Origin of the sequence: Streptomyces sp. NPDC057702, assembly GCF_042799315.1 — a bacterium.
In the GTDB taxonomy this organism is placed as follows: domain Bacteria; phylum Actinomycetota; class Actinomycetes; order Streptomycetales; family Streptomycetaceae; genus Streptomyces.
Window position 1 is genome coordinate 145,581 of sequence record NZ_JBHVJC010000011.1, and the last position, 17,171, is coordinate 162,751.

At 75.7% G+C, this 17,171-nt stretch carries 17 protein-coding genes and 1 riboswitch; of the genes, 8 read left to right on the forward strand and 9 right to left on the reverse strand.

Annotated elements, in window-relative coordinates; all coding sequences use genetic code 11:
* Positions 1 to 254: 254 nt before the first annotated feature.
* Positions 255 to 590 carry an ArsR/SmtB family transcription factor gene (locus tag ACFVFR_RS10665; RefSeq protein WP_383699594.1) on the reverse strand — a complete coding sequence of 112 codons (336 nt, stop codon included), beginning with the start codon at positions 588 to 590 and terminating at the stop codon, positions 255 to 257.
* A gap of 170 nt (positions 591 to 760) precedes the next feature.
* Here ACFVFR_RS10665 and ACFVFR_RS10670 point away from each other — a divergent pair, with 170 nt between their 5' ends.
* Positions 761 to 1,903, forward strand: a complete 1,143-nt coding sequence (locus ACFVFR_RS10670) for an FAD-dependent monooxygenase (protein ID WP_383699596.1) — start codon at positions 761 to 763, stop codon at positions 1,901 to 1,903.
* A 578-nt stretch (positions 1,904 to 2,481) separates the two neighbouring features.
* Here the strand turns inward: ACFVFR_RS10670 and ACFVFR_RS10675 are convergent.
* The 7 genes from ACFVFR_RS10675 to ACFVFR_RS10705 form a co-directional block, all read right to left on the reverse strand.
* Positions 2,482 to 3,024, reverse strand: a complete 543-nt coding sequence (locus ACFVFR_RS10675) for a DapH/DapD/GlmU-related protein (RefSeq protein ID WP_383699598.1) — start codon at positions 3,022 to 3,024, stop codon at positions 2,482 to 2,484.
* A gap of 425 nt (positions 3,025 to 3,449) precedes the next feature.
* Positions 3,450 to 3,842, reverse strand: coding sequence for an SgcJ/EcaC family oxidoreductase (locus ACFVFR_RS10680; protein WP_383699600.1), 393 nt, complete (start codon positions 3,840 to 3,842; stop codon positions 3,450 to 3,452).
* A 282-nt stretch (positions 3,843 to 4,124) separates the two neighbouring features.
* Positions 4,125 to 4,775 (reverse strand): hypothetical protein, encoded by a 651-nt coding sequence (locus ACFVFR_RS10685; RefSeq protein ID WP_383699602.1) that lies wholly within the window; start codon positions 4,773 to 4,775, stop codon positions 4,125 to 4,127.
* A 250-nt stretch (positions 4,776 to 5,025) separates the two neighbouring features.
* A complete protein-coding gene (locus ACFVFR_RS10690) occupies positions 5,026 to 6,090 on the reverse strand; it encodes a DUF6286 domain-containing protein (RefSeq protein ID WP_383699603.1) in 1,065 nt (354 codons plus the stop codon).
* A complete protein-coding gene (locus tag ACFVFR_RS10695) occupies positions 6,087 to 6,425 on the reverse strand; it encodes a hypothetical protein (protein ID WP_383699605.1) in 339 nt (112 codons plus the stop codon). Before ACFVFR_RS10695 ends, ACFVFR_RS10690 begins: the two co-directional genes overlap by 4 nt.
* Entirely contained in the window at positions 6,422 to 6,643 is a 222-nt protein-coding gene (locus ACFVFR_RS10700; RefSeq protein ID WP_383699607.1) for a hypothetical protein, read from the reverse strand. Before ACFVFR_RS10700 ends, ACFVFR_RS10695 begins: the two co-directional genes overlap by 4 nt.
* 188 nt (positions 6,644 to 6,831) lie before the next feature.
* Complete coding sequence (locus ACFVFR_RS10705; RefSeq protein ID WP_383699609.1) at positions 6,832 to 7,326, reverse strand: Asp23/Gls24 family envelope stress response protein; 495 nt, start codon at positions 7,324 to 7,326, stop codon at positions 6,832 to 6,834.
* 404 nt (positions 7,327 to 7,730) lie between these two features.
* Between ACFVFR_RS10705 and ACFVFR_RS10710 the strand changes: the two genes are divergently transcribed.
* Positions 7,731 to 8,414 carry a GNAT family N-acetyltransferase gene (locus tag ACFVFR_RS10710; RefSeq protein WP_383699611.1) on the forward strand — a complete coding sequence of 228 codons (684 nt, stop codon included), beginning with the start codon at positions 7,731 to 7,733 and terminating at the stop codon, positions 8,412 to 8,414.
* Between the two features lie 132 nt (positions 8,415 to 8,546).
* Here ACFVFR_RS10710 and ACFVFR_RS10715 read toward each other — a convergent pair whose 3' ends face one another.
* Entirely contained in the window at positions 8,547 to 8,927 is a 381-nt protein-coding gene (locus ACFVFR_RS10715) for a winged helix-turn-helix transcriptional regulator (RefSeq protein ID WP_383699613.1), read from the reverse strand.
* A gap of 497 nt (positions 8,928 to 9,424) precedes the next feature.
* On the opposite strand from ACFVFR_RS10715, the gene ACFVFR_RS10720 reads away from it, so the two are divergent.
* From ACFVFR_RS10720 to ACFVFR_RS10745, 6 genes are all read left to right on the forward strand, one after another.
* Positions 9,425 to 9,826 carry a RidA family protein gene (locus ACFVFR_RS10720; RefSeq protein WP_383699615.1) on the forward strand — a complete coding sequence of 134 codons (402 nt, stop codon included), beginning with the start codon at positions 9,425 to 9,427 and terminating at the stop codon, positions 9,824 to 9,826.
* 200 nt (positions 9,827 to 10,026) lie between these two features.
* Positions 10,027 to 11,715: an SGNH/GDSL hydrolase family protein gene (locus ACFVFR_RS10725; protein ID WP_383699617.1), complete on the forward strand. Its 1,689-nt coding sequence runs from the start codon at positions 10,027 to 10,029 to the stop codon at positions 11,713 to 11,715.
* Between the two features lie 523 nt (positions 11,716 to 12,238).
* Positions 12,239 to 13,150 carry a DUF6227 family protein gene (locus ACFVFR_RS10730; protein ID WP_383699619.1) on the forward strand — a complete coding sequence of 304 codons (912 nt, stop codon included), beginning with the start codon at positions 12,239 to 12,241 and terminating at the stop codon, positions 13,148 to 13,150.
* 147 nt (positions 13,151 to 13,297) lie between these two features.
* Positions 13,298 to 14,467 carry a PP2C family protein-serine/threonine phosphatase gene (locus ACFVFR_RS10735; RefSeq protein ID WP_383699621.1) on the forward strand — a complete coding sequence of 390 codons (1,170 nt, stop codon included), beginning with the start codon at positions 13,298 to 13,300 and terminating at the stop codon, positions 14,465 to 14,467.
* A 146-nt stretch (positions 14,468 to 14,613) separates the two neighbouring features.
* Positions 14,614 to 14,782, forward strand: a riboswitch (cyclic di-AMP (ydaO/yuaA leader).
* Positions 14,783 to 14,793: 11 nt separating this feature from the next.
* Positions 14,794 to 15,939, forward strand: coding sequence for a M23 family metallopeptidase (locus ACFVFR_RS10740; RefSeq protein ID WP_383699623.1), 1,146 nt, complete (start codon positions 14,794 to 14,796; stop codon positions 15,937 to 15,939).
* 128 nt (positions 15,940 to 16,067) lie between these two features.
* Positions 16,068 to 17,033 (forward strand): aldo/keto reductase, encoded by a 966-nt coding sequence (locus ACFVFR_RS10745; protein WP_383699624.1) that lies wholly within the window; start codon positions 16,068 to 16,070, stop codon positions 17,031 to 17,033.
* The last annotated feature ends 138 nt before the right edge of the window (positions 17,034 to 17,171 follow it).

Below are 17,171 nucleotides of genomic sequence, written 5' to 3' on the forward strand. Positions count from 1 at the left end.
GGGGCAGCGGGCCCTGTCGGCGCGCCCGCTCCCCGCCGCGGGCGGCCCTCGACCGCGTTCTCAGCCGGCCCGTCGGGTAGCCCCGCCCCGCCCCGGGGCCTCGCTCGCGGGGCGAGTGGTCCCGTGGCCGGTCCGGTCGCGTCGGCGGTGACGCGGCGTACGGCTCGCGGTGTGACAGGCGGTGTCCGCGCGCGGGTGGGTCGGGGGCGCGGCCCTGGAGTCGAGGGGGTGTCGGGCGCGTACCCCATGTGTGGCTAGTGAGGAGCGGAATCGCGCGGAGGTTCTGCCTTCAGGAGGGCGAGCAGCCCGGGGAAGCGCCTTTCGATGTCCGCGCGTCGTAGGCGGATGCCCTTGCGGTTGCCGTAGTCGATCTCGTCGATGAGGCCGGCCTCGCGCAGGACGCGGAAGTGGTGGGTCTGGGTCTGCTTCGAGATCGGAAGGTCGAACGAGTTGCAGCCCCGTTCGGTGTCGCCGTGGTCGGCGACCAACTGCGTCAACACCGAACGGCGGTGCTCGTCGGCGAGGGCGCGGAACACCGCACCCAGATCGAGCGCGTCGGCCTCCGGGCCGACCAGGTTCCTCGCGGGCACGCGGCACCCCCTTCAGGTACGGCTTGAATCGTACCTGAGGGGTGTGCTCCACTGAGGTACGAAAGTTTTCGTACCTGGCGGGGTCGCGCCGCGCCGTGCCGCCGTGCCCTGGAACCGGCCCCGGCACCCCGCCGCAGACCTGGTCATCGACGCCCCGAGAGGTCATCGTCATGAAGAAACCCGAGGTGCTGATCGTCGGTGCCGGAATCGCGGGGCCCGCGGTCGCCTACTGGCTCGCCCGCAACGGCTACCGGCCCACGGTCGTCGAACACGCCCGGCACCTGCGCTCCGGTGGCAGCGCGATCGTCGTGAAGGGGCCCGCGATCCCGGTCGCCGACCACATGGGCATCCTTCCGGGGCTCCGCGAGCTGGCCACCCGCAACCGGTCGCTGACCCTGCTCGACCCCGCCGGCAGGCGCGTCCTGCGACTCCCGCTCGCCTCGGACGGGGCGCGGACGGTCGAGGTGACCCGAGCCGACCTGTCCGAGGTGCTCCACCGGTCGGCGCGGGCCGAGGCCGAGTTCCTGTTCGACGACACGGTCACCGCTCTCGACCAGGACGCGGGTGGGGTCGACGTCACCTTCCGGCGGTCCGCGCCACGGCGCTTCGACCTGGTGGTCGGCGCCGACGGGGCGCACTCCACCGTACGGCGCCTGGTGTTCGGCCCCGAGCGTCGGTTCGCGGGTGACCTGGGCCTGTACAACGCGACCGTGCCGCTGGCACCCGACGCCGTCGAGGACCCGAGCGAGATGACGATGCTGACCGCGCCGAACCGGATGCTGGTCCTCCATCCCTCGCGGACCACCCCGCTCGCGATCTTCACCTTCCGGGCCGCCCGACCGGCACCCCACGACCGCAAGGACCTCGCCCTCCACAAGCGGACCGTGGCCGACGCCTACGCCGACATGCGGTGGCGGGCACCGGAACTCGTGGCGGCCTTCCTCGACCACCCGGCCCCGTTCTTCGACCCCGTGACCACCATCCGGGTGCCCTCCTGGTCGCGCGGACGGGTCGTGCTGCTCGGCGACGCGGCGGCGGCGACCGCCCTGCTGGGTGACGGGTCCAGCATGGCGATGGCGGGCGCGTACGCCCTCGCGGAGGAACTCGCCGCCCACCCCGGCGACCACGCCCGCGCCTTCGCCGCCTACGAGTCGCGGCTCCGCCGCGAGATAGGCCCACGGCAACGACGCGTCGGCCCGCTCTCCAGACTCCTGGTGCCCCGTACCGGGCCGGGCCTCGCGGTGCGCAACGCGGTGGGCCGCGCGGTCGGTCGCACGCGACGGATCACCTCCCGCGAACCCGCGAACCGGTAGACCGCGTCCGCACCCCGACCGGTCAGCGGACGGTGCGGACCTCCGCACCGGCCCTCGGCCGGGTTGGCGCCGCCCCGTCCGCCGCGCCCGGCCCGGTGTGGTGGACCCTCGCCGCCAGGGCGGGCCGGCTGGCGGCGCGTTAGGCTCCGCCGGGCCGGCGGTCACCGTCTCGTGCGTGTCCTCCCAGGTCAGCGTGGTGCGCCGGGATTCGCGACGGGTCGGCCCCGGGCCCGCGAGGGGATGAGTGGCGGTACGACGCCCGCTGCCCTCAGCGCTCTCGCCTCCCGCCGCGTCACGCGGGCGCGCCGCCGGTACGGGGCACTGTCGTGCGCGCTTGGCCCCGCCCCGACGGGCGGGGCCGCGGATCCGGGCCGTCGCGGGCGGGCGCCCTGGCGGGCTCCGCTTCCGTGGTCACCACACGAGCCGATACGACGTCGCCCGCCGCTTCCCGGTCGGCCGGACCGGGCGCGCTCACCGTGCCGAAGGTGGTCTGACCTGCGCCTTCTCCCGTTGGGTCACGGGCACCGGCCGACGCGTCCGCGGCCCCGTCGGCCGGGGCGCCCGCCGTACCCGAAGCGTCACCACTGGCGGTGGACGGTGGCCTTGGCGCCGGTGACCAGGGTGGCCGGGGGGACGTCGTCGGCCACGACCGCGCCGGCGGCCACGACCGCGTCGCGGCCGATGGTGACGCCGGGGAGGATGGTGGCGCCGGCGCCGATCCACACGTTCTCCGCCACGTCGATGGGGGCGCCGGTGAGGTACAGGCGACGCTCGCCGGGGTCGACCGGGTGGCCGCTGGTGATGAAGGTGACCCGGGGGCCGATCATCACGCGCCGCGCGACGCGGATGCCGGCGTAGTCCAGGAACGTGCAGTTCTGGTTGATGAACACCCGCTCGGCCAGGTCGAGGTGGAGCCCGTGGTCGGTGTAGAAGGGCGGGTAGATCGTGACCCCCTCCGGGAGCGGTTTGCCGAGAATCCGGGTGAACAGCTCCGCCTTGCCGGCCTCGTCGTCGAAGGGCAGAACGTTGAGACGGGAGGTGAGTTCGGTGACCTGGCGGACCCGGTCGGCCATGGCCTGGAACTCGGCGCTGTGGATGCGCATCAGACGGTCGCTGGACATGCCACGATCCCTTCCGGCGTACCGGATACCGGCCCCGGTGACGCGATGGCGCCCGCACGGGGGCTGGTGACGGTCGCGGTCGGCGACCGTTCGACACACCGGCGCGCGCCTCGGCAGTAGCGGACAGGCGGCCAACGCCGTTGACCGTACGCCCAGTTGACCGGCCGTCGGCCGGCGCGGGCCCGGGCCCCGTCGCCCGGAGGGGGCACGCCGGCTCCGGTGGTGTGGGGGCCACCCTAGGCCCGGCCGGTTCCGCGTGTGTGGCGGGGGCCGGCCGGGGCGCAGGGGGCGGGCGGGGTGGCGCGCGGTCGGTCTGTCGGCTGGCCGACGGGCCGGCGCGCGCCCGTACGCGGCCGGTGGCCTGGCCGGGCGGCCAGGGCAGGCGGCCAGGGCGGGCCGGCTTCGTGTGGTGTGCCGGGGCCGGGTCAGTCCTCCCGCACCTCGGTGTTCTGGCCGACGCGCAGCAGCCAGGCTCCGTCATCCCGCTTGGTCACGACGTAGAGCGGGGAACCGTGGGTGTCGCCGTCGGCCGAGTGGTAGGTCTGCCGGACCTTGACGGCCGCCACGTCCGGCCGCAGGAACCGGATCTCGGCCACCTCGTAGCTGACCTTGCCGTCCCAGGTGCTGTTGGGCAACACGGCGCGGGTGAACTCGGCGATGGCGTCGAAGTCCGTCAGGACCTTGCCGTGGGCGGTGGTCCACAGGGCCTCGGGGTGGAAGAGCGCCAGGAAGCCTTCGGCGTCCTTGGCGCGCTGGGTGCGTTCGACGGTGGCCACGATCTCCTCGATGGCCCGGATGTCAGCGGTTTCGGTGCTCATGTGGATCACTCTGGAACCTGAAGTGGGGTTGAGGTCAAGGCCCGTCGCCGCCCGGATGGTCGTCGGTGCCCGGGACGGTAGGTGGGCGCGTGGCGCGCCGGCGTCGTGCACGGGGCCGGGTGACCCACGGGCCCGCCGGCGGTCGGTGTTCCGTGGCGGGCCCAGACCCGGGCCGGGCCGGCGGGTACGGGCTGGTGGCGCCACCGTCGGGTCGGCGCGCGGCGGACCGCGTCGGCGAGGTCGGGCCGCGCTGTCCGGGTCCGCTGCCCGGCCCGCCGTCGGTCAGCGGATGCGGCGCGGGGACGGGTTCGCCCCCCGCAGGCGCAGGCCCGAGCGCAGGTGGGGCAGGTCGGCGCTGTGCCGGGCCTGGGCGAGCGGGCCGCCGCACACGGCGGCCAGCACGGCGCGCGGGTCGGCGCCCGCGTCGAGCACCACCGTCATACGGGCGCGGGGGCGGCGCGGGCCGCCGCTGAGGCGGACGCGCGCCCGGCGTACCCCCGGCAGGCCGGCCACCTGCGCGGCCATCACCCGGGACAGCGCCGCGGTGCGCAGTACGGAGCGGCTCGGGGCGGGCGCGGTGAGCCGGGCGTCCCCCGTGGTGTGCGGCGCGGGGCTGGTCAGCGGCAGGTGGCGCGGCTCGCGCGGGCCGGCCTGGGTGAGCAGCCAGCACGCGAGGAGGAGCAGGCCGAGCGTCAGGCAGCCGAGGACGGCGGCCGGCCACCAGTCGCGCTCGCGCAGACCCGTCGAGTCGAGCCAGTCGACGAGTTCGGTACGCGGGTGCCAGCGCGGCCACCAGGAGGGGAGGGCGAACGGCAGCCGGTCGCGGGCGTCGAGCCCGGTCATCGCCACCCAACCTCCCACGGCCAGGGCGGCGAGCCCGAGCAGGGCCAGCAGCGGCCGGTTCAACCAGTGACGTCCGGGGCTGACGTCCATCGTCTCCGTCTCCTTAGGTGGCTGCCGCGCGGGTGGCCGACGCGCGGTGGCACCCGGCTTCCGTCGTACCGGCGCCGCCCGTGCCGCTCGGGCCCGGGGCGGGTGGGGCAGCCGGTTGGCGGCCCGGGTGTGGTCGGTTCGCGGCGGGGAGTGGCTGTCTGTCGGCCGTACGCGACCGGCCTGTGCCCTCGCGTGATCGGCCTGTGGTCGCGGGTGACCGGTGGTGCGTGACCGGTTCGGGGCGACCGGTTCAGGGTTTCGCGCGGTCGTCCCGCTCTGGGCCGTCGGGCCCGGTCGAATCCGCCGAGGGGGACTCGGTGCGCGCGGTGCCGGCCGGGGCGGCCGGCGGGGTGCGGGGTGGCGCGGCGGGCGCGCCGGGGCCGGACGGGACGACGGGCGGGGTGTGAGGGTCGGGCGTGGTGGCTGGTGCGACGCCGGGGGCGGTGGCCTCGCGCCGGGTGTCCCGGGCTGTGTCCCGCGCCGCGTCCCCGGCTTCGTGTCGCGTCGTGTCCTCGGGTGTGTCCCGCGCCGCGTCCCCGGCTTCGTCCCGCGTCGTGTCCCGCGTCGCGCTGGCCGTCGTGTCCGGTGTCGCGGCCGGTGGTGGGCCCTGCTCGTGCGGGGCCGGGGCCGGCGTGTGGGGCACGGTGGTGTCGCGCGGTGCGGGGGCCGGGGTGGCCGGGGGCGTGGTGTGCGGGGAGGGGGGCTTGGGGGCCGGCTGGGGGTGGGGTTGAGTGGCCGCGTCCAGGGTGAGGCGCAGGCGTAGCCGGGGCGGGCGGGCGAGGCCGAGACGGTGGGTCGCGGCGAGCAACTCGGCGCGCAGCGCGGCGCGTACCGCCTCGCCCTCGCCGTACGCCACCGTCGCCCGCACCCGTGCCACGCGCCGGCCGCGCATCCGCACCCGGGCGGCGGTGACCCCGGGGGTGTGCAGGGCCGCGTCCCGGAGGAGGGCCGTGGCGCTGGCCCGGTCGAGTACGGCGCGTACGGCCGGTGCGGGGGGCGCCATCGGGAGCCTGCGCCGGCCGCCGGGCGTCAGGGCCAGCACCATCAGGTACAGGCCGAGGAGCGCCAGGATGCCGGCGGCGGCGATCACCCAGCCGCTGGTGCCGGGGGTGTCGGCCAGCCAGTCCCGGGTGTGGGTGCGCCAGGGCGCGGCCGGGCGGCCGTACTCCATGGCCACCTGGTCGTACAGGAGCATGCCGCAGGCGGCGGAGCCGAGCAGGGCCAGGACGGCGGCCGGGCCGCGCCGGGCCGACCACGGCCGGTGGACCCGGCCGTGGGTCGGCCCGGTCGGCTTGGGTTCGGATGCCGAGCTCACCGCACCTGCCTGCCGTCGGTGGTGGCGGCCTCGGGAAGGTGGAGGTTCTCCACGCGGACGCGGACGCTGGAGACGGGCAGGCCGACGAGGGCCGCGGTGCGGTGCGCGACGTGGTCGTGCACCGCGTGCGTGGTGGCGGGTATGTCGATGGGATAGGGCAGGTCGAGCGCGAGGACCAGGCGGGCCGTTCCGCGCCGGGTGGTGCCGGTGGCGCGGGCGGTGGCCGTGGGGTGGGCCAGGTCGTGCAGGGCCTCGCGGGCCGCCGCGCTGGCGGTGCGGCCGATCACGCGGTCGGCGATGGTGGTGGCGCCTCGTTGGGCTGCGGGAATGGTCACTTGAGCCTGCTGCGTTGGGTGCTCTTGACGCGGGGGGCGGTGCGGTCCTGGGTGGGCCGGGCGAACTGGGTCCAGTGCAGGTCGCCGTCGGCCAGCTTGCCGATCGTGAAGCCGATGGCGCCGAGCGCGGCGACGAGCAGAAAGGCGGTGAACCCGCCGAAGTAGCCGGCGAATCCGAGGGCCATGCCGACCGCGAGGCCCACGATCGCTGTGCTCATGTCCTACTCCTTGGGTGGCGCAGGGGACGGAGGCGTCCCGGTACGCGGGGGCGCCCCGACGCGGGAGCGGGGTCGCCCCACGGTCGCCCCGACGCGGTGCCGGGGCGGGTGGCGGGCCCGGCCCCCGGGGGGCCCGGGGGCGGGGGCCGGCGTGCGGTGCGTGCCGGAAGCGGCTGGTGGGGCGGGGGTTACTGGACGCGGGCCTCGTCGTCGTGGTCGTCGTCGAAGGGCAGGTGGACGTCGATGACGGCGATGTTGACCTCGACGACCTCCAGCCCGGTCATGCGCTCGACGGCGGCGATGACGTTCTCGCGGATGTCGGCGGCGACGTCGGTGATGGGAACGCCGTACTCGACGACGATGTCCAGGTCGATGGCGGTCTGGCGCTCGCCGACCTCCACCTTGACGCCACGGGCGACGTTGGGGCGCCCGCCGGGCACGCGGTCGCGGACGGCGCCCAGGGTGCGGGCGAGGCCGCCGCCGAGGGCGTGCACGCCGGAGACCTCGCGGGCCGCCATGCCGGCGATCTTCTCGACGACGCCGTCGGCGATCGAGGTCTTGCCCCGGGTGGCGGGCTGGCTGTCGGCGCCGGCGGAGTCCGTGAGGGTGGTGGTGCCGGTGGCGGGCTTGGTGTCGCCGGTGCGGGGCTCGTTGATCGCGGGGGTGGCGGTCTTGGTCGACATGGGGTCCTCTCCTCGGAGTCGTGAGGGCCGTGGTGGCGGGCCACGGGGTCGTGGTCCGCTCCGGACGGCCCGGGTGCTGCCGGCTGCTGTCGTGTGTTCTGTTCTCCGCCGCCCGCGACGTGTGTCGGGGGCGCTTCGATGCGTCGTCCTGCCGTGTTCCTGCCGTGTTCGTCTGTCCGTCGCCGTACGTCGGCCTGATGCCCTCGGGGCGGTGGCCGATCGGTGGACGGCGACGAGGACTTGGACCCCCCGCTTCCCCGAACGTCACGCGGGAACCGGAATTTATCCGAATCGGGGCCGCCGTGGCCCCCCGGTCCGAGCATCGGACGCCGGCTTCTTCCCACGGACGCGGTGGGCCACAGCGGCGTAACTCCGGGGAAACAGAGGGTCGGCACAATCCGCCCATGACCGACAGACACCACGTCGAGCGTGCGGAGCGCGCACCCGACCCGGAGATCCCGCACCGCCCGGCGGCGGCCCCGCACCACCCGGGGGACGCGCGCCGCCCGATGGGATCGCCGCACCGTCCGGCGGCTCGGGACGTCGCGCCCCCGTGGGGGACCGGGCTCCGGTACGCGGTCGTCGAGGTGCCCTGGACGCATCCGGACGCCGTCGCGCTGCGAGCGCGGCAGCGGGCCGAGATCGCCGAGATGTACGGCACCGCGGACAGCGAGCCCGGCATCCCGCCGTCCGCCGCCGACAGCGCCGTGTTCGTGGTGGCGTACGCGGCGCGGGAGGCCCACGGGGCGGGCGAGGCCCGGGAGGTGTACGGGGAGGCCGGGTCCGGGGTTGGGTGTGGCGAGCCGGTGGGCTGTGGCGGGTTGCGGGACCTGGGTGGCGGGGTCGGCGAGTTGAAGCGGATGTACGTCGAACCGGGCTGGCGGGGCACGGGAGTCGCCGAGGCGGTGCTCGTCGCGCTGGAGGAGTGGGCGCGCCGGCGCGGGTGGCGCGGTCTGCGGCTGGAGACCGGCGACCGACAGCCGGCCGCCGTGCGCTTCTACGCCCGGTGTGGGTACGAGCGGATACCGAACTTCGGGGCGTACGTGGGTGTGCCGGGCTCGTGGTGCTTCGGGCGCGAGTTGACGTAGCCGGGGCGCGGTCTCGGGCTGGGCGGGGCCGGGCGGAGCCCGAGTGTGGTGCGGGGCCCGAGTGTGGTGCGGCGGCCCGGTGCCGATGGGTGGTGGGGGCGCGGCCGGTGAGGGTGCTGCGGCGGGTGGGGCTCAGGCGTCGAAGCGGTCGCGGGAGGCTTCGATGTGGCCGAGGTAGCGGTGGGTCCAGCCGCACATGCCGTCAACGGTGGCCCGCAGCGCCCGGCCGGGCTCGGTGAGGGTGTACTCGACGCGCGGCGGCACGGTGGGGTGCACCGTCCGCTCGACCAGGCCGTACCGCTCCAGCATGCGCAGGTTCTGAGTGAGCATCTTGTGGCTGATGCCCTCGACCTTCTGGCGCACGGCGCTGAAGCGCAGGGTGCCGTCGCCGAGGGCCTCGATGATCAACAGGGCCCACTTGTTGGCGATGTCGGAGAAGATCTCCCGCGCGAGGGAGTCCACGCGCCGCAGGTCCGCGCCCTCGGGCAGGCCCGTGAGCTGCTCGGTCACCATGAGGTTCCCCCGTCACCAAAAAGTGCGTTCTTCCAGTTCAGTGGCCACTTTCCTACAGTTCCCGAGTAACCGCAAGAGAGCACGGCGCGGTCGGGTCGGGGCGCCGGGGGGCGTGGTCGGCCCGACCCGTGCGGGGTCTACGTCGAGTGGGGTGCACGCTGGGCGGGGCTCGCGTGGGGTGAGGCTCACCCTGCGTGGGGCTGACGTTGGGTGGGGCTCACGCCGCGTGGGGCTGACGTTGGGTGGGGGTTGGCAACCCTGACGTCGCGTAAGGCTGACGCCGCGTGAGTCTCACCTCGGTTGGGGCTCACCTCGGTTGGGGCTCACCCCGTGTGGGGCTCACCCCGCGTGGGGCTCACGCCGCGTGGGGCTCACCTCGGGTGGGGGTTGGCCCGCGTGGGGGCTCCTCCCGCCGCCCCGCCCGGTGGGGTGCTCGCCTCGCGGTCACCGACCATCCGCTCGCACGAGGAACACGAGAGACACGAGGGACACGAACCATGGCCGCGACCGACGTCTTCCACCACCACGTGCCGGCCGAGCACGAGTTCGGCTACGCGCAGGCGATCAGGTCGGGCGATCTGGTCCACGTGTCGGGTCAGCTCGCGTTCGACGCGGCGGGCGCGTTCCGGCACGCGGACGACTTCGAGGCCCAACTCCGGCTGACCCACGCCAACATCGACAAGGTCCTGGCGCACTACGGCGCCGCGCGCCGCCAGGTCGTCTCGCAGCAGCTGTACGTGGTGGACCTGCCGCGCCACGCGGCGGCGACGGCCGCCGGCAACCTGGCGTACTTCGGCGACCACCGGCCGGTCAGCACCGTCGTCGGCGTCGCCGGACTCACCTTCCCGGGCCAGGTCGTCGAGATCAGCCTCGTCGTGGACACCAGGTTGCCCGCCTGAGCGACCGAGGCCGACGCGGTACGGACCGGTGCGGCGCGGTCTGCGCGGAGACCGGTGCCCGGCGTCGGGTGGGGCCGGGGCGGTGGGGCGGACGGGAGGCGCATGGGGGTTGGCCGGAGGCGGGCTCCTTGCCTCCCGAGGTCGGGTGCGGCTTGGCTGGTACTCCGATGGTGGCGGACCCGTGAGAGGTGGGTGCGGCGGTGAGCACGTGGACGACGACGGCCCTGACCAAAGGTGGGCCCGTCGCCCTGCGCGGGGCGCTGGAGGTCGAGGCCACCGCGCGCGGGGTGTTGCCGCACCGGCTGCCCGCCGCCGCGCGGGCCCAGGTCTCCGACGGCTTCTGCGCGCTGGCGGAGGCCCAGCCGTCGGGGGTGCGGCTGGCGTTCCGTACGGAGGCGACGGTCGTGGAACTCGACGTGGTGCCCTTCCCCGGAGCGTCCGCGTCCGGCGCGGCGGACCCCGCGGCCCCGGACGCGGCCGAGCCGCCGGCCTCGCCGGTCGGCCGCGCGGGCGTGTACGACCTCGTCGTGGACGGCCGCCTTACGGCCCGGATCGCGGCCCCACTCGACGCACCCGGTCAACCCCCGGGCGCCCGCCCCGCCGCGTGTTCGGGAGCCGGCCCCGAAACGGCCCCCGAGGCGCCCCGCGCCGTACGGCCCCCGACGCGTCCCGAGGCGCGACACAGGACACGACCCGACGCGAGCCCCGCCCCCTACGTCAGCGGCCCTGACCCCGACGTGAGCCCTGACCTCGACCTCGCCCCCGATGCCGGGCCTGACGCGGGCCCTCACCCTTACGTCAGCCCCGGCCCCGGCCCGGCCTCCGGCGTACGGTCTGACGCGGGCCCTCACCCTTACGTCAGCCCCGGCCCCGGCCCGGCCTCCGGCGTACGGCCTGACGCGGGCCCTCACCCTTACGTCAGCCCCGGCCCCGGCCCGGCCTCCGGCGTACGGCCCGACACGAACCCTCACCCCGACGTGAGCCCCGGCCCCGATGCGGCCCCCGCCCCCGCCCCCGCCCCCGGCGTGCCCGCGCGCGATGGGGTGGTCGCCGTGCGGTTCGAGGGGCTTTCCGGGCGGGAGCAGGACGTGGAGATCTGGCTGCCGCACGCCGCGATCGTGGAACTGGTCGCGCTGCGCGCCGACGCGCCGCTGCGGCCGCCGCGCGCGGTCGGTGTCCCGTCGCCGCGCTGGGTGCACCACGGCAGTTCGATCAGCCAGGGCGCCGGCGCGGCGGGGCCGACCGGGGCCTGGCCGGCCGTGGCCGCCCGGCTGGCCGGCGCGGACCTGGTCAACCTGGGGCTGAGCGGCAACGCGCTGCTCGACCCGTTCACGGCCCGGGCCATCCGGGACGCGCCGGCCGACCTGATCAGCGTGAAGGTGGGCATCAACATCGTCGCGCTCGACGCCTTCCGGCTGCGGACGCTCGGCCCGGCGCTGCACGGTTTCCTGGACACGGTGCGCGAGGGGCACCCGACGGCGCCGCTGCTGGTCGTCTCGCCGCTGCACGCGCCGGTGGTCGAGCGGGTGCCGGGGCCCATGTACCCGGACCCCGACGCGCCGGGCCCGGGCGTCAGCTACCGGGGCTACGGCGACCCGGCCCAGGTCGCCAGCGGGGCGCTCACGCTCACCTCGATCCGTCGCGAGCTCGGCCGCGTGGTGGCCCAGCGGGCCCAGAGCGACCGGCACCTGTACTACCTGGACGGCCTGGCCCTGTACGGCGAGCGCGACTTCGCCGAGTTGCCGCTGCCCGACCAGATCCACCCCGACGACGCCGCCCAGCGCCGCATCGGCGAACGCTTCGCCCACCTCGCCTTCGGCCCCGGCGGCCCGTTCGCCGCCACCGCCACCGCCACCGCCGCCGACCCCGCCACGCCGCACGGGAGCTGAGCCCCCGCGCCCCGTGTCGCCCTAACCGTTCGCCGCCCGGGGCGTACCGGGGCGTCTCGGGGCGTACCGAGGCACCCGCCGCGCCGCGCCGCGTGGCCCGACCGGTCGCGGGAGGCTCGCCAGCGCCCGGTGGCCGGGCGGTACGTCCCCGCCGCCCGATATCAGAGCGGCACCGTGGGTTGCGCGGTGGAGCGTCTATTTCACGTCAGACTTGGGAGCCCGGGCAGGCGACCCGGGGGTGCGGATTTGCGGGTGAGTACGGGCAAATCTCCGGGCGCACGGGGAGCGCAAAGAGCAGCGAGAGCATGCGCCGGCGCATGCGACGCCCGTGGTGGAGCATGACGGGCCGGTCGTGGGGCCGGGGGCGTGGCATGGCGCGTGGGTGGCGCGGAACCGACGCACGAGCGCATCTCACGAACGGCTTCCGGGAAACCCACCGCGCTTGCCGTATTCACTTCGCTACCGTAAGTGGCGAGGGAGTCGCTGGGGGGCGCGGCGTGGCAATGTTCGGGAGGAGAGGGACGTGGGGCACGCACAACCAGGCGGAGAACCTTCCGCCGCGCACCTCGACGGGCTGCTGACCCGGGCTCAAAACGGCTTCGAGATCGACGACGCGCTGGCCGCCAGGTTGCGCGGCGCGCTGATGCACCAGTCCGAGCTGCGCTCCTGCCGCCAGTGCAACGGGCGCTCGGCCCCCGTGGGGTGCAACACCTACCGCCACGTCTTCCTGCTCCCCGACGGCAGCAGCGAGTTGCTGTGGGAGCTGGAGCACAACACCTCGCCGGACACGAAGGCGTGCCCGGCCCCCACGACCGGCGAGCCGCGAGCGGACGCCGAGGCGCGCGGGGAGCGGCGCGTCTCCGCCGGTCAGCCCGGTGCGCGGGGCGAGGCGCCGACCGAGGCCGGCGAGGAGCCGGCCGGCACCTCCCAGGTGTGCTACGAGCTGTACGCAGACGAGCGCTCACTGACGGTCGCCGAGCGGCGGGTGCACGAGCGCATCGGGGGCGCACTGTGGGACGAGCTGGACAGCGCCCCCTTCTGGTTGCCGGAGCAACTACGTACGACGGTGGGGTCGTTCGGGCCGCAGCGAACGTACGCGATCGACGACTCCGCCGACCACGCGCGACGGGTGCTGCGCAGGGCGGAGAACCCGGACCGTCCCGGCGAGGACGTACGCGCCCTGCTGGCCACGGCGTTCGCGCACGACATCGCGCTGGCGACCAAGCCCCGGCTGCGCACGGCCGGCCCGGACACGACCTGGTGCCGGTTCTACGAGCACGCGTTCCTGCTGGTGGGTGGTGGCGAGCTGGTGTTGTGGGAGCTGGAGCACAACCTGACGCCGGACGGCCGGCTGGTGTGTGAGGTGTACCTGGACGAGGCCGCCGCCGAGGGCGCGGCGGACCGGCACGCCCGCGCCCTGGGCGTCGAGCTCTGACCCGGTGCGTACGCCGCGCCCCGGCGTGGCGTACGCCCGCTTGGCCGCCTCCGGGTCGCCCGCCCGCCGCGTGGGCCGGACGCTGGGACGGACGCATCCGGCGGGGCGCTGTGCCGGGTGCGGGCCAGTCGAGAGCGGGAGCGACGCGTGGGGAGTGCTGGGTGGGCCGGTGCGGGCGCGGAGTCGCCACGGGCCGCGCGGGCTCGTCGGATCGCCCGCTGGCTGCCCGCGTTCCTGCTGGTCGGCGGCGTCATCTTCGACGTGCTCATGCCGACGCACTACACGGCCTCGCCGTTCCTGTCGGCCGCGCCGCTGGTCGCCGCCCCGCTGTTCTCGCTGGGCGCGACGTCGGCGGTGGCCGCGACGGCCGCCGTCAGCTCGGTGCTGCTGGCGGTCTTCCACAGCGGCGGCGACCACGCCCTGTCGGTGACCGAGGTCGTCACCGTGTGCACCGTCGCGCTGCTGGCGCTGGCGATCAACCTGGTGGTGCGACGCAACTTCCGCCAACTGGCGACCGTACGCGTCGTCGCCGAGGCCGCGCAGCGCGCCGTGCTGCCCGCGCCCCCGGCCCGTATCGGGCCCCTGAAGGTCGCCGCCCGCTACGTCGCCGCGCAGACCGACGCCCGTATCGGCGGTGACCTGTTCGCGGTGCAGGAGACACCGCACGGCGTGCGGGCGATCATCGGCGACGTACGGGGCAAGGGGCTGGAGGCCGTGGAGGCCGTCGCCGTCGTCATCGGGGCCTTCCGGGAGGCCGCCGAGCAGGAGCCGTCCCTGGAGGGGCTGGCCGACCGGCTGGAGCGGGCGCTGGACCGGGAGGGCGACCGGCGGGTGGGGCTCGACCAGTTCGAGGGGTTCACCACGGCCGTGCTGGTCGAGATCGGGGAGGACGGCGGCGCGCTGCGGCTCGTCAACCGGGGCCACCCGCCGCCCCTGTTGCTGCTGCCCACCGGTCACGTGCGTGAGCTCAGCCCGGACGCCGACGCGCTGCCGCTGGGCATGCGGGACCTGGCCGCCTGGCGGGACACCGTGCAGGAGCTGCCCTTCCCGGCCGGGGCGACGCTGCTGCTGCTCACGGACGGGGTGACCGAGGCGCGCGATGCCAGCGGGCGGTTCTACGAGCCGACGCGGCGCCTGAGCGGCCGGCGCTTCGTGGGCCCGGACGCGCTCCTGGACACGCTGATCGCCGACGTGGGCCGGCACGCCGGTGGGCAGCGGGCCGACGACATGGCGCTGCTGGCGCTGCGGCGGCCGGGACCGCCGGGTCTGGCGGTCGCCCGACGGGCCCGTCGGAGCCCCGACGACTGCGCTGGGTAGCCGATCTTGACCCCTGTGCTGAGGTGGTACCGGCGTGCCGTCGAAGCGGAGCGGGTATTCCCCGGAACAGCTTGGAATCACACCCCGGCCTCTATTAACGTTCGATAACGCAGCGCGGCCGTCACAGCCGCCGCCAGAGGCGGCACCGTGCGCCGTCGCCGAATCCCGTAGGTGCGTCATCGCAGCTCACAGCGGTGCCGTGGCGAGGGAACCGGGGAACCAACCCTTGGGGTGAATCGGGTCGTCCGCGACTCGTAGGAGACCTTCCTGCTCCGAACCCGTCAGCTAACCCGGTAGGCGAGAAGGAAGGAAAGGAGCACGCCTCCGTGGCGTCCAACAGGTCTGCCCTCGACCAGGCTTCCCCCGCGTACGACGACGTCGAGGACCCCGCCGGGCCTCCCTGGGCACCGCCCGGGAGCGAGGCGGGGGACGGCCCCTGGGAGGAGTGGAACCCCACCGCCGAATCCGTCGCCCCCGTCCGTGGCCGGCACCGCGTGGTCAAACAGCGCGGCGGATCGATGGCCCGCAGCGGCGCCGTGCTCGGCGTGGGCGTCATCGCGGCGGTCGGCGCCGGCGGCATGGCCAGCGCCAAGGACCGCCCCCAGCCCCCCATATCGATGCCCGACCTCGGCCCCATCGCCGACCAGGTCAAGGCCGCCCTGCCCGACGCCGACGAACTCCCCGGCGTCGGGCCGCTCGTTTCCGACGGCGGCTCCGACACCGACCAGCGCCAGGCCGCCGAACGGCAGGCCGCGGCCCACGCGCCGTTCAGCCAGGCCGGACTGACGGCCGAGGAGTCCGCGCACGGCACGGCCAACGCGGGCGAGGCGCTGCGGGCCCGCATCCTGCAGCAGGCCGACACCCAGCACAGCGCGGCCGACGCCGCCGAGCGTGAGGCCGCCGAACGGGCCGCGGCACGCGAGGCGGCGGCCGAGGCGTCCCGCAAGAAGGCCGCCGAGGTGGAGAGGGAGCGGGCCGCCGAGGCGGCGGCCAAGCGCGAGGCGGCCGAGGCCGAGGCCCGACGCGCGGCGGCGGCCCAGCGGAAGGCGGAGGCCGAGCGCCGCGCGAAGCTCGCCGCCAGCTACGCCCTGCCCGTCGGCTCGTACACGCTGACGTCCACCTTCGGGCAGGCCGGCGACATGTGGTCGGCCAACCACACCGGGCTGGACTTCGCCGCCCCCACCGGCACGCCGGTGGGGGCGGTGCACGGCGGGACCATCACGCAGGCCGGCTGGGCCGGTTCGTACGGCTACCGGATCGTCCTCACACTCGATGACGGCACCGAGATCTGGTACTGCCATCTGTCGTCCATGACGCGGACCACCGGCACGGTCGGCACGGGCAAGGTCATCGGCCGGGTGGGCGCGACCGGCAACGTGACCGGCCCGCACCTGCACCTGGAGGTGCGCCCCAGCGGTGGCGCGCCGATCGACCCGATGGCCTGGCTCCAGAACCACGGCCTCCAGCCCTAGCCGACGGCACGACCCGGCCCCCGCGCGCGGGGGCCGGGCTCCGCGCGCGGGCCCGGCGCGGCCCGGTCGCCCGCCGGGCCACGGGCCCGGGGGGAATAGCCCTCAGGACCGGCCCGTTGCGCGTGAACATGGCTGATCAACAACAGAGCACGCGCACGCGCCGGATCGGCGACATCGAGGTGTCCCCCCTCGCGCTGGGCGGCAACGTCTTCGGCTGGGGCGCCGACCGGGCCCAGTCCTTCGCCATCCTGGACGCCTACACGGGGGCGGGCGGCAACTTCGTCGACACCGCCGACGTGTACGCGGCCTGGGTGCCGGGAAACTCGGGCGGCGAGTCGGAGACCATCATCGGCGACTGGCTCGCGGCCCGTGGCCGGCGGGACGACGTCGTCATCGCGACCAAGGTGGGCAACGGCGTACCGGAGCGCCCGGGGTTGCGCGCCGAGGTCATCACGGCCGGTGTCGAGGCGTCGTTGCGGCGGCTGCGTACGGATTACATCGACCTGTACTACACGCACTACGACGACGAGTCCCTGCCCGTCGAGGACTTCCTGACCACGCTGGACGGCCTCGTCCGGCAGGGCAAGGTGCGCCAGATCGCGGCCTCCAACATCAGCGCCGCCCGGCTCGCCGAGGCCCTCGACGCCTCCGAGCGCGAGGGCCTGGCCCGCTACGTCGCCCTCCAGCCGCACTACAACCTGGTCTCCCGGGACACCTACGAGGGCGAGTTGGCCCAGGTCGCGGCCCAGCGGGGCGTGGCGACGGTGCCGTACTACGCGCTGGCGGCCGGGTTCCTCACGGGCAAGCACCGGCCCGGCGGCGCGGGGGCGGACACCCTGCGCGGGGAGCGGGTCAGGCAGTACCTGGAGAGCGAGCGCGGGCCACGGGTCCTCGCCGCGCTGGACGAGGTGGCCGCGGCGCACGGCGGCGTCGAGATCGCGACGGTGGCGCTGGCCTGGCTGGCCGCCCAGCCGACCGTCGTGGCGCCGATCGCCAGCGCCCGCACGGTCGAGCAGCTTCCGCCCCTGCTGGCCGTCGCCGACCTCGAACTGACCCCCGCCCAGTTGGCGGCGCTGGACGCGGCCTCGGCCTGAGCCCGCCGAGGGGCCCGGGGCAGGGCGGGGGCCGTGGCGGGGCGGCGGCGGGCGCCCGCCCCGCCACGCCCCCCCCCACCCCCCCCCGCCCGGGCGGGGGGCCGCCCCCCCCGGGGCCCAACAGCGGGCAAAAAACCG